The organism is Clostridium sp. FP2 (genome assembly GCF_011065955.2).
Lineage (GTDB): Bacteria > Bacillota > Clostridia > Clostridiales > Clostridiaceae > Clostridium_AD > Clostridium_AD tagluense.
The window spans coordinates 314,359-326,819 of the sequence record NZ_JAAMNI020000001.1 but is presented as its reverse complement, the minus strand read 5'-3'; the positions used below and the strand labels follow the sequence as shown (position 1 = coordinate 326,819).

Annotated in this window: 13 protein-coding genes; 2 read left to right on the top strand and 11 right to left on the bottom strand. The window is 32.3% G+C overall.

Annotated features, from left to right (window positions below):
- Positions 1 to 140: 140 nt before the first annotated feature.
- Positions 141 to 2,303, bottom strand: a complete 2,163-nt coding sequence (locus tag G9F71_RS01545; protein ID WP_164950348.1) for a DNA topoisomerase III — start codon at positions 2,301 to 2,303, stop codon at positions 141 to 143.
- A gap of 311 nt (positions 2,304 to 2,614) precedes the next feature.
- Between G9F71_RS01545 and G9F71_RS01540 the strand changes: the two genes are divergently transcribed.
- Complete coding sequence (locus G9F71_RS01540) at positions 2,615 to 3,391, top strand: 3'-5' exonuclease (RefSeq protein ID WP_164950347.1); 777 nt, start codon at positions 2,615 to 2,617, stop codon at positions 3,389 to 3,391.
- Positions 3,392 to 3,434: 43 nt separating this feature from the next.
- Here G9F71_RS01540 and G9F71_RS01535 read toward each other — a convergent pair whose 3' ends face one another.
- From G9F71_RS01535 to G9F71_RS01505, 7 genes are all read right to left on the bottom strand, one after another.
- Complete coding sequence (locus tag G9F71_RS01535) at positions 3,435 to 3,575, bottom strand: hypothetical protein (RefSeq protein ID WP_224626142.1); 141 nt, start codon at positions 3,573 to 3,575, stop codon at positions 3,435 to 3,437.
- Between the two features lie 833 nt (positions 3,576 to 4,408).
- Positions 4,409 to 5,419 (bottom strand): phosphodiester glycosidase family protein, encoded by a 1,011-nt coding sequence (locus tag G9F71_RS01530; protein ID WP_164950346.1) that lies wholly within the window; start codon positions 5,417 to 5,419, stop codon positions 4,409 to 4,411.
- A 231-nt stretch (positions 5,420 to 5,650) separates the two neighbouring features.
- Positions 5,651 to 6,394, bottom strand: a complete 744-nt coding sequence (locus G9F71_RS01525) for a LytR/AlgR family response regulator transcription factor (protein WP_164950345.1) — start codon at positions 6,392 to 6,394, stop codon at positions 5,651 to 5,653.
- A 6-nt stretch (positions 6,395 to 6,400) separates the two neighbouring features.
- A complete protein-coding gene (locus tag G9F71_RS01520; RefSeq protein WP_164950344.1) occupies positions 6,401 to 6,655 on the bottom strand; it encodes a hypothetical protein in 255 nt (84 codons plus the stop codon).
- 5 nt (positions 6,656 to 6,660) lie between these two features.
- Positions 6,661 to 7,653, bottom strand: a complete 993-nt coding sequence (floA, locus tag G9F71_RS01515; protein WP_164950343.1) for a flotillin-like protein FloA — start codon at positions 7,651 to 7,653, stop codon at positions 6,661 to 6,663.
- A 74-nt stretch (positions 7,654 to 7,727) separates the two neighbouring features.
- On the bottom strand, positions 7,728 to 8,246 hold the full coding sequence (locus tag G9F71_RS01510) for an NfeD family protein (RefSeq protein ID WP_164950342.1): 519 nt from the start codon (positions 8,244 to 8,246) through the stop codon (positions 7,728 to 7,730).
- A gap of 134 nt (positions 8,247 to 8,380) precedes the next feature.
- Positions 8,381 to 9,241 (bottom strand): sensor histidine kinase, encoded by an 861-nt coding sequence (locus tag G9F71_RS01505; protein WP_164950341.1) that lies wholly within the window; start codon positions 9,239 to 9,241, stop codon positions 8,381 to 8,383.
- A 253-nt stretch (positions 9,242 to 9,494) separates the two neighbouring features.
- Here G9F71_RS01505 and G9F71_RS01500 point away from each other — a divergent pair, with 253 nt between their 5' ends.
- Positions 9,495 to 9,815 (top strand): DUF1540 domain-containing protein, encoded by a 321-nt coding sequence (locus G9F71_RS01500; protein ID WP_164950340.1) that lies wholly within the window; start codon positions 9,495 to 9,497, stop codon positions 9,813 to 9,815.
- A 76-nt stretch (positions 9,816 to 9,891) separates the two neighbouring features.
- Here the strand turns inward: G9F71_RS01500 and G9F71_RS01495 are convergent, their stop codons facing one another.
- The 3 genes from G9F71_RS01495 to G9F71_RS01485 form a co-directional block, all read right to left on the bottom strand.
- Positions 9,892 to 10,437, bottom strand: coding sequence for an NADH peroxidase (locus tag G9F71_RS01495; protein ID WP_164950339.1), 546 nt, complete (start codon positions 10,435 to 10,437; stop codon positions 9,892 to 9,894).
- A gap of 113 nt (positions 10,438 to 10,550) precedes the next feature.
- Positions 10,551 to 11,231, bottom strand: coding sequence for a pseudouridine synthase (locus tag G9F71_RS01490; RefSeq protein WP_164950338.1), 681 nt, complete (start codon positions 11,229 to 11,231; stop codon positions 10,551 to 10,553).
- Positions 11,232 to 11,452: 221 nt separating this feature from the next.
- Positions 11,453 to 12,457 carry an isocitrate/isopropylmalate dehydrogenase family protein gene (locus G9F71_RS01485; protein WP_164950337.1) on the bottom strand — a complete coding sequence of 335 codons (1,005 nt, stop codon included), beginning with the start codon at positions 12,455 to 12,457 and terminating at the stop codon, positions 11,453 to 11,455.
- Positions 12,458 to 12,461: the final 4 nt, after the last annotated feature.

The following is a 12,461-nucleotide window of genomic DNA, read 5'->3' as shown; positions in this document are numbered from 1 at the left end:
TTCCCCTATTTTATATTATATAATCCTAATATTAAAAACAGATTAAAAAAACCTTACATTTAGCTTAATAATTATTTACCAATAAACTAAAATAACATGATGTATAAGCCCCCACTTATACATCATGTTATTTTTTCCTACTACTTTAAATTAAATTTAGCAAAAGCCTCTGCCATAGCAGAATTACCCGTTGGTTCATCTTTCTTATTCTGCTGATTAAGGAACCTACTAACATCTTTTTTATCTAAAGCACCTTTTTCTTTATCGCGACGCTTAGTAAATGCTGAAAGCTTTTCTCTATAGCCACAGCCACAAGCGAAAATCTTATTGTCTCCATCGCCTCTAATCTCCATTTTCTTGTGACAAGTAGGACAACGTGCATTTGAAACTTGTGAAACGCCCTTACGGTATCCACAATCTCTATCTGGACATACCAGCATTTTACCCCTCTTGCCGTTAACCTCAAGAAGATACTTGCTACATTCAGGACATTTAACTCTTGTAGCATTGTCATGTTTGTATACTTCGCCAGAAGCTGCAACGGTCTTCACAAGTTTTGAAGCGTATTCTCTCATTTCTTTTACAAAATTCATAGAATTCGCTTTTCCTTTACTCACAAGTTGAAGCTGTTTTTCCCACTTAGCAGTAAGCTCTGGAGATTTTAATTCTTCTGGAACTAGGTCTATTAGCTGTATTCCTTTTGAGGTTGGGAAAATATCTTTACCTCGTCTCTCCATATAAAAGATGTTAAATAATTTTTCAATTATATCTGCGCGAGTTGCAGGCGTTCCAAGTCCCGAGGTGTTATCCAGGGCTTCCCTTAAACTCTCATCTTGTATATCTTTTCCTGGATGCTCCATAGCTGTAAGCAGCGTTGCTTCATTATACCTAGCTGGTGGCTTTGTCTTTTCATTTACAGACCGAGCCAAGGTAAGTTTAACTGCTTCCCCTTTATTAACTTCCGGAAGAGATTGATCTTTATCTTCCCCATCATCTGAGCTACTTATTTCTCTCCAGCCCTTTGATTTAACTATTTTGCCTTTTGCAGAAAAACTTTCACCCTTTACATCTATCTTTACAGTAGTTTGCTCATACTCGAAAGCTGGGCTTAGAACTTCTAAAAATCTTTTTACAACTAAGTCATAAATACTTCTTTCTTCTTTGTTTAAGCTTGATAAATCCACATGTTGCTCTGTTGGAATTATAGCATGATGGTCTGATACTTTGCTATTATCCACAAGTCTATTTGTAGTATGTATCCTACCTTTTATTATATTTCTAGCAGCTTTTTCATAAGGTCCCACCGCTATACTCTTTAATCTATCAAGTAACGTAGCTACTATATCAGTAGTAAGATGCCTTGAGTCTGTTCTTGGATAAGATAATAGTTTATGATTTTCATATAGTCTCTGCATTAAATTAAGAGTTTGCTTTGCAGAATAGCCAAATCTTCTATTTGCATCCCTTTGAAGCTCTGTTAAATCATATGCCAGTGGAGGTAGCTCTTTTTTAGAGGCCTTATTTACTTCTACCACAGTACCCATTTGATTATTTACCCTGTTCACTACATCTTCTGCCTTTTGTTTGTCAAAGGTACGTGATTCTCCATTTTTACTTGACCAATTCACTGTAAAATTATTTACTTTACCATTTACTGTCCAGTAGTCCTTTCCAATGAATTTCTTTATTTCATTTTCTCTATCAACAATAAGTGCTAAGGTTGGTGTTTGAACTCTTCCTGCTGATAATTGAGCATTATATTTGCAAGTTAGAGCTCTAGTAACGTTGAGTCCGATAAGCCAATCTGCTTCTGCTCTTGATTGTGCTGCCCAAAATAGATTTTCATAATCTCTTCCAGGTTTAAGATTGGCAAATCCATCCTTTATTGCTTTTTCAGTTTGCGAGGAGATCCATAGCCTCTTTATCGGCTTTTTAAATCCTGCTTTTTGAATGATCCAACGAGCAACCAATTCTCCTTCACGTCCTGCATCTGTTGCTATAACAAGCTCATCTACATCAGCTCTTTTAAGAAGTTCGTTCACAATCTTATATTGCTTTGAAGTTTCTTTAATAACTACCAATTTCAAATCCTTTGGTAACATAGGAAGATCTTCCATTTTCCAACTTTTATATTTTTGATCATAATCCTCTGGACCCGCTAGTGTAACAAGATGTCCTAGTGCCCAAGTTACAATATACTTTTGTCCCATTAAATAACCATTTCCGCCTTGACTGCAATTTAAGACCTTTGCAAGTTCTTTTCCAACGGAGGGTTTTTCTGCTAAAACTAATATTTTTCCCATATATAAAACTTCCTCTCTTATGTTCAATAATTTGCTGTATGTTAATCAATTTTTTTATTTCGTAATTAGGCAATTATTCCATTACGACTAATGCCATTAACCCAATATGTACAAAATCCTATATAAATATAATATACATACTATCTATATTATAAACTACTTTATACAGATTGTTCAATTTTTTGTTAAATCATCCCCTGCAGTGCTAAAATGTCGTTAAACTATGGAACCCGTGTAAGTGTTTTTTATGCACATAAATGATATACTATATAATGGGTATTAAAAAAATAAAAAAGGTTAGAGGTAATTTAATGAATTATATAGTATTTGATTTAGAATTTAATCAAGGTTTCAACTTTGCAAAAGAAACTAAAAGCATAACAAACCCCAAATGCCCTTTTGAAATAATTCAGATAGGTGCTGTAAAATTAAATGAAAATTTTGAAACAATTGGTACTCTAGATGTATTAGTAAAACCTGAAATATATACTACCCTTAATCCCTTTGTAAAAGAACTTACTGGGCTAACAATGGAGATACTGGATACTGGCAAATCTTTCAAAGAAATGTATAGTGAATTTACAGAATTTTTCAAAACCGATTCCAGTGTATTATGTGTATGGGGAGTAGCAGATATAAAAGAGCTATTTCGTAATATAGAGTATCATGAATTAGATGCAACCATAGTACCCACAGATTACATAAACATCCAATCTTACACTTCTAGGAAGCTTAATTGCAAAAAAGGAATTAATATTGGACTAGGTAATGCAGCTGAGCTATTAGGCGTGCCTATTGAAAGTGAGTTTCATGATGCTTATAATGATGCATTCTATACAGCCGAAGTTTTCAAGAAAATTTATAGCAGTGAAATTAAAACTAGAATTTATAATCCTCATAAAAACACAAGGGTGACTAGACCAGATACTGAAAATTACAAACTTGATACTTGTAATTTATTTAAACAATTCGAAAAAATGTTTAAAAGAGAAATGACTGAAGATGAAAAATCTATAATTAATCTAGCTTATATTATGGGCAAAACAAATCAATTTCAAATCAAAGTTCCTCAGATCCCGAATAAATAAAAGCAGTATAGAACTATCTTCTACACTGCTTTTATAATGCTTTTTAGTTTTCTGTTTCTGTATCTGTTTCTTCGCCTGGTTTAACAAATTCTAAATCTGCTCTTTTATTTTCTAAATTAGCTTTTCTATTGTCTAATGTATTAAGATTTATAGGATGAGTAACCATATCTTCAGCTGTACCCATTATATATCTATTTAAGAAAATTTTACCTTCAGGAGTATTCGCTATAGCATAAGGTTCTGTATCTTTCTTAAATAGAACCCATGTATATCCATTATTTACTACTCTATTTAGGTCTTCTTTATCAATGAACGTCCTTGATCTTTCTTTACCATATCTATCTCTTAATATTACTGCAACAGTTTCTTCATCTAATGCTTCATAATCATTAATTGTATTTTGATCATATACTTCTAAATTAGCTTTTCTGTTATCTAGAGAATCTCCATTGATATGTCTAACAGGTGCTTTTGGATGAACATCTAATATAAAAGATTGAAGGCTTTGCTTTCTTCTATATTTTTTTTCTTCAATATAATAAGTACCTAAATTTTGTGCTAAGTAATTATTAAGATCTTTATTCCATTCTGCAAACCAAAGACCTTTTTCTAATACCTTTTTTAAATCCTGCGTATCTATTTTACCATCAATAGTTGTTCCGTCTTTTTTAACTAATTTTAAAATTGTAACTTCTTCTAGTGTTTGGTGTTTGTTAGATTTAATCTCAACTTTAGTTTCTTCTTTTTTATTTTCCTTATTTATAATAGGACACCTCTTTCTTCTATTTAAGAATCTTCAAAAAAACAACTAGTCAGTTACATTTTTGACATGTTATTTCTTTCAGATTTCTATATGGGATTTAAAGTTGCGTATAACTTTAATATTTCCCTGATTTTTAATTAATATTCGAGTTTCTCTCTATAATACGCACGTTTACTTTTACTGCATTATTTTTATTATACCACATTGATTAGTTTAAAAACACTTAATTTAAAATGAATTTAAATTATATTTATTTATTTTATTATCCAAGCACTTGGAAGAGGCCTTTCTCCATACTTACTACTTGGACTATTTATAAGTTTACCCTGGTGGTACATAACCGAAGATGAACCACCATCTAAGTTAGCAGCATTAACACAGCCCTCTTCTATCATTATATCTTGTACCTCTTTTATTGTAGCACCTATAGAGTTTAATTGCCTTCCATCTATTACAACAAAAATAATTGTTCCATCTTGCTTTTGACCAATGGCAGTTCTAGGATTAATGCCCCAGCCTCCATCCCCATATATCGTTGCAGGTTTATTATTTACTATGAGAAATGGGCCAAAGGATATCCCATCTTGTATATTTAAATCTTTCATTTGTTTTATAGTGTAATTACCTAAAGTCAATATGCCATTTTTATCAAAACCTATAAGACTATAGGTTTTAAAGCCCTTCTCATAATATAATACTTCTCCATCTTTTATAATTACGCCTGTAGGTACTCCACCATTACCCTTTCCATCAACATCTACAAATCCTGAAGCATTAACTCCCGCTATACCATTTTCCTGCTTAATTAAATCATTTAAGTTTGTTCCGTATTCTCCTAGATCTTTTGTTACAGCTAATTTTATTTTTTTAGGGTTACTAACAGTAAGTATATAACCTTTGAACTTATCACTATTTATATTAGTTATATTTACATCTTGTTTGTCCTTATCTTTAAATAAATTAGTTACCTCTGCTACCTCTTCCACCTCTGGCTGCTCATCAATTATTGTTATATTGTCTTTATTAGTATCCTCACTAATTGTTGCCACTGTATTAGCCTCCATTATTTTATTAATAGTAGCGTCACTAGCTACAATATTTGCTATATATTGATGTCTCATAGTAACCATGGCAGTTGTGACTAAATAACTCTGTACTCTTGGAAACACTCCAAATCTAATTGAGCTTATACCCATTGTTACGTTTATAATTATAATCAATGCAAGGCTTAAGAAAAAAATCAAACTCTTCTTTATGAATTTCATAGAACAACCACCTTTTGCAAAGTCACACTCGCTGTGCGAAATTCGTATAAATTACTAATTATCCAATATATTTTATCAAATCGCCACTATTAATACCATAATATGTTTTTCTATATACTATAGTACGTATTGCAAATATATAAAGTTGCTAACTTATTTTAAAATTATGAAAAAAATATTCTTTTATAATATAAAAGCAACATAGGAGTATTTTCCTATGTTGCTTTTTCACTATAAGCTAAATATGTCTTTTAGAACCTCGTACCGCAGGTGGGTAAGAAGAGCATCTTTATCAGTATTTTTTAGTTTTATCACATAAGTCCATCTACCATAGGGATAAATTTTATAAATCATAGAAAGATTTATAATATAAGATTTATGACTTCGAAAAAATTGATTTTTATCTAGTCTTTCTTCTAATTCACTTAATGCTTCAGAAGTGATATAACTATTATCTACAGTATAAATAACCGTATTTCTATCCTCTCTCTGAATGATAACAATATCTTTTGTATCTACAAAACTTATACCTTCTTTATTTTTAATTAGTATTTTATTTAGACCATTTTCATGTCGGATTATTTTGTGCATTACCGCCTTATCTTCCTCACCATTTAGTGTTTTAATACGGTTTAAAGTTTGGTAAACCCTATCTAATTTAAAAGGTTTTACAAGATAATCAAAAGCATAAAGTTGAAAAGCGTCTGTCATATAGGTAGCATGTGCAGTAGCAAAAACTATTATGGTTTTAGGGTTTACATCTATTATTCGTTTTGCGCATTCTATCCCGTTAAGTTTTGGCATTTCCACATCTAGAAATACAACTTGTGGTTTTGATTCTTGAACAAAGGTGAGAACAGCCTCACCATCAGCTGCCTCGCCTATCAATTTAAATCCTTCTACTTTTTCAATGGCCTTTCTAAGGACCATTCTCATGCCCTCTTCATCGTCTCCTATTAACACTTTAAATTCCAACAGTAATCACCGTTTCCTTCTCTTCGACTTTGGTTTACCAAATATTTCAGAATACACCATTGCTTTCACAATGTTTTCTTCTTTGAAATCTAAATCTAAATATGATAATTCTTCTTTTTCTACTTCCACCTGGGCTGCTTGTGGACTTTCATTTTTAATCGTAGTTAGGTTAGTATAACTCTCATATTCCATTGATAGTGATTTTCTAGTCTCTTCTGCGTCCATTTCTATTGGTTCTCCATTGTTTATAGATCTAAACATAGCTTCTACTCCTCGATATTCTTAGGTGCTGTATTGATATTTTCTTGCTTTTTATTTTTACTACCCTTTGAAATAGATTCTCTCATATTTGTATCTGATATCACATTTTGCATATCATAATAATCTAAAACTCCCAGTTTACCTGATCTTAACGCTTCCGCTAAAGCTCTTGGAATTTCCGCCTCGGCTTCTACTACTGACGCTCTCATTTCTTGCTCTTTTGCTACTGCCATAGCTCTTCTTTCTTCCGCTTTTGCTTGAGCAATATTTTTATCAGCCTCAGCTTGAAGTGTCTGAAGTTGGGCACCGATATTTCTTCCAACATCTATATCTGCAATATCAATAGATAATATTTCATAAGCAGTACCTGCATCTAGCCCTTTGGCAAGAACTGTTTTAGATATGGCATCTGGATTTTCTAAGACCTCCTTGTGAGAATTTGCAGTACCAACTGTAGCTACTATGCCTTCCGCAACCCTAGCAAGCACTGTTGCCTCTCCCGCTCCACCTATTAATCTATTTAAATTAGCTCTTACTGTCACTCTTGCCTTTGCTAAAAGTTCAATTCCATCCTTTGCAACTCCAGAAACATTTGGTGTTTCAATAACTCTTGGTGTTACACTCATTTTTACTGCTTCAAGTACATCTCTACCTGCAAGATCAATAGCTGCTGCCCTTTCAAAAGACAAATCCAAACTGGCTCTATGAGATGCAATAAGTGCATTTACTACTGCTTCTACATTACCTCCAGCTAAATAGTGAGCTTCTAATTGATTTACGCTTACTTCGACTCCACCCTTTGTTGCTTTTATTAATGGTAGCACAATCTTCTTAGGTGAAACCCTTCTGAGTCTCATACCTATCAAAGTTGAAAAACTAACCTTTACATTTGCAGCTAGAGCTGAAATCCATAATCCTACTGGAACAAAACTTAAAAACAAAGCTACAAAACACGCTATAACTCCTATAATAATAACTATAGCAATATTACTATCCATAATGTTACCTCCTTCTATTTTTAAACAATACTAATTAATATATCATTATTTACTTTTAATGATTACTTTTGTTTTCAGCAAGTACTTTTACTTTCAGTAATTACTCTTACAACGATCCTTCGCCCTTCTACTTTTATGATTTTAACCTTGGTGTTCTCAGTAATAAATGCCCCTTCTGAAACCACATCCATTTTTATTCCATTTATCTCTGCAATACCTGAGGGTCTTAAAATTGTTAATGTAACGCCTTCTTGGCCTACAAAGTATTCCAAATCCTCTGCTCCGATGTATCCATCTTCCTTGTTTTGTGTTTCATGCAATATAAGAGTCTTTGAAAGACGTCCCTTTGTTACAGATTTCAAAACGAAATTAAGCATTACTCCGAGTATTGCAATTATAATGCCCAGAAGTACCAATACCTCGATAACACTATTTGCAGTAAATACTACCCCTGCAATAAGAAGTATTGCCCCTAAAACTCCCGGTATCCCAAACCCTGGGTGAAACATCTCTATAATCACAAATATAAACCCAAATGCAAAACACATAATAGCAACAGCACTTATATTGGATAAAAAACTTGTTAATTCCATATAACCACCCCCTTAAAAATTTATATATTTTCCTTATGACAATACTATACATTTTCTATGTTCTAAAAAGAATAGATAATTGCTAAAGAATACATACACTTGTCTAAAATGTCATATTTACAGTGTTATACTTTTTATCTTGGAACCCACCCTTCAAAAATAGTAACCTCATTATCACTAAATATTTCAATATCACCCTCATATTTTAGGAGAATATCTTTTACAATAGATAATCCCATTCCCTCTCCTTTTTCTCCCTTTGTAGTAACTCCAGTGTCAAAAATTCTATTAATCCATTCCTGGCAAATTTTAGGACCATTGTTTTTAATCCTAAATCTGTAGGTCTTTAAATCCTCAAATAGCTCGATTTTAATAATTTTATTTTCACCTCTCTCTTGAAGTGCATAAATAGCATTATCAATAATATTACCAAGCACTCTACAAAATTCCCAGGCTGGCACCAATAATTCTTCTAGTGTAGATGTTACTAAAATTTCTGTTTTAATTCCTCTTTTTTCTCCATAGTCTATTTTTGCCTGAAGCAGTGCATTTACTGCTGGATTTGAGGTTTTTAATACCTTGTTTATCCTTTGAATATCTGTAAACACCTTTTCAATATATCCTGTGGCTTCAGCGTATTCTTCCATTTCCATCAAACTATATACTACCTGTAAATGATTCATAAAATCATGCCTTTGACCTCTAAGGGTTTTATTTAAGTTTTCTAACTGTCCCAAAGTATCCTTTAACATACTGTACTCAATGTTATGTTCATTTAAAGAACTAATATCTTTAATAACAAAAAAACTGTTAATAACCCCGAGAATTATTAATACATATATAATCAATTCGCCGTTATTAAACTTTTCTTGAAAGTTCATAAGATTTTCATTGAAATAATTGTATAATACCACACCTAAAATGGTCATAATTTGAATTATATTTAAAACAATTACTGTAATTATAGTTTTATTAATATTTAATTTTTTCTGCATATATTTCTAGTCCCTCCTATATTTTACACTTCCTAGTTTATCAAAAAATTTACCATAAGGGAATGTTTATTATTTAGATACAGCATAAATACCATTAACTACAACTCTATTTTTTTAAGTAATAATAAAATCTTTAATATAAATATTTTCTTTTATTTTTGGTTAAACTTCTTAGTAGATATATTGTGGAATCTGAAAAAAAGACTAGCAACTTACCTTGTTATTTTTTAAGGATGCCTAAGGAGGAGATGTAATGGCAAGAATTAATTGTAGCGTTTCAAATTGCTCTCATAATGATGAAAATACCTGTTTTGCTAACATAATTAATGTTGGTGGAAAAAGTGCTAAAAAAGATTGCGACACTAGCTGTGCTTCTTTTTTAGATTCAAAAATCTATAGCGATCTTACAAATAATATTAATGAAAATGGTAACCACTGTAGCGCAATTACCTGTAATGTAGGTACCTGCACCTATAACTCTAATGATCTCTGCAATGCTAAGTCTATAGATGTCAGTGGCGATAATGTAAATCTATATTTAGAAACTAATTGCTCAACTTTTAAAAGGGAATAAGAAAATAATTTTTATAAAAAATAAAGGGTTCCTTAGTATGGCTACAATTGTAGCCCCCCAAAGGAATCCTTTATCTTTATTTATCGAAATATCTTTCTAACAGCCCTTTAAAAGCTCTTCCATGCCTTGCTTCATCTTTGCACATTTCATGTACTGTATCATGAATAGCATCAAGATTTTTTTCTTTTGCAAGAGCTGCAAGTTTTTTCTTTCCAACACAGGCACCATACTCGGCCTCAACTCGCGCCTTTAAATTTTCTTTAGTACTGGGTTTTACAACTTCCCCTAACATCTCTGCAAACTTAGCTGCATGCTCCGCTTCTTCATAAGCAATCCTTTTATAAGCCTCTGCAACCTCTGGAAATCCTTCCCTGTCTGCCTGCCTTGACATAGCGAGATACATACCTACTTCTGTGCATTCAGCTATAAAGTTGGCTCTTAGATCACTTATAATCTCACTATCAACATCTTCTGCTACTCCAATTCTATGTTCATCTGCCCAGGTTAAGTCATCTTTTACCTCATTAAACTTACTGGAATCAGCCTTACAAATTGGACATATGGCTGGCGGTTCATTTCCTTCATGAATATATCCACATACAGTGCAAACAAATCTTTTCATCTATAATCCTCCTAAACGATATAATTATTCAATATAGTATCTTTCTTTTATATATATTTTAGTCAAGGATTATAAAAATTTCATTTAATAAATGCAAAAATAACTTATTACTTTTATGCATTTTTTAATTCTATTACCTCTTTATCTGTTAGGTAACGCCAATTGCCATTATCTATTCCTTCAATCTTTATATCCATAATTCGAATTCTCTCTAGTCTCACAACTTTGTATCCAAAAGCACTACTCATTCTGCGAATTTGTTTATTTAGTCCCTGGGTGAGAACAATACTAAAAGCATCAACGCTTACTCTACTAACCTTGCAAGGTCTTGTGATAACACTACAAATTTCCACGCCTTCAGACATTCCTTTAATAAAAAAGTCATCAAAAGGCTTATTCACCCTTACTATATATTCTTTCTCATGCTCATTTTCCGATTCTAAGATTTTATTTGCTAGATCTCCATCATTGGTCATTAGTATTAGCCCTTGCGATGCTTTGTCCAATCTGCCAACTGGAAATATATATTCTGGATAATTCATAAAATCAATTATATTGCTTTGCACTGTCTTTTCTGCAGTACAGGTAATTCCCACTGGTTTATTTAGTGCAACATATATTTTATCTTTCACTGGAATAGGCTCATTATCAATAAGAATAATGTCCTCTTCTTCCACCCACTGACCAGGCGTTGCAAGCTTCCCATTTACTATTATTCTATTTTCCGCGATAAGTCTATTAGCATCTGTCCTGGAACAAATACCATGATTGCTAAGAAGTTTATTTATTCTCATTTTAAATTATTTATCCTTCCACTTACTCCAATGTATTACTTTCATTATAACAAATATATATCCCTTTAAACTTAGATATAAATAAAAAAAGTTTACACTCAAAGCATTATATAAATAAGGGAGCCTATAAGAGCTAAAAGCTTCCTAAAATAGTTATAAAAAAAGGTATGATAAAATATATTATCATACCTTTTTGGGGTAACTATTAAATTAATATATACTTATTTTCCCATTTTTCCAATAACAACTTCCGCAAACTCCTGGGTTCCAGTAGTACCACCTAAATCACAGGTTAAATATTTTCCCTCTTTTAAAACAGCTTCCACAGCTTTCTCTATTTTATCTGCCGCTTCTGCTTCTCCTATATATCTTAACATCATAACCCCAGATAAAATGCATGCAGTGGGATTAGCTATATTTAAACCTGCTATATCTGGTGCAGATCCATGAGCTGGCTCAAAAACTGCTCCTTCTTCTCCAATATTTGCACCTGGAACTAGTCCAAGTCCCCCAATTAGACCTGCTGCCATATCTGATAGAATATCTCCGTATAAATTAGGCATTACAAGTACATCGTATTTTTCTGGATTCATTACAAGCTTCATGCTCATAGCATCTACTATAACATCTCCAAAGGCTATTTCTTTGTGCTTTTCTGCTATATTTCTTGCGCATTTTAAGAATAGTCCATCGGAAAGTTTCATAATATTTGCTTTATGAACGGCTATTACTTCACTTCTATTTTGCTCTTTTGCCAATTTAAAAGCATATTCTACTATTCTATCACTGGCTTTCTTGCTTATTATCTTTATGCTCTCTGCAATGTCTTCTGTAATCATATGCTCTATTCCTGCATATAAATCTTCACTATTTTCTCTTACTATTATTAAATCTACATCTTCATACCTTGAGGTAACCCCTTCAAATGTTTTTATAGGCCTTATGTTCGCATAAAGATTTAATTCCTGTCTTAATGTAACATTAACACTTTTAAACCCCATACCAACTGGTGTTGTTACAGGTCCTTTAAGTGCAACCTTATTTTTTTTAATACTTTCTAAAACGTAGGCAGGTATAGGAGTATTAAATTCCTCTATAACCGCAGCACCCATGCGTACTATTTCCCAATTAATGCGAACTCCACTATTTTCTATTACTTTAACCGCAGCCGAGGTTACTTCTGGGCCAATTCCATCACCAGGTATAAGTGTAATATTATACTCCATTCGT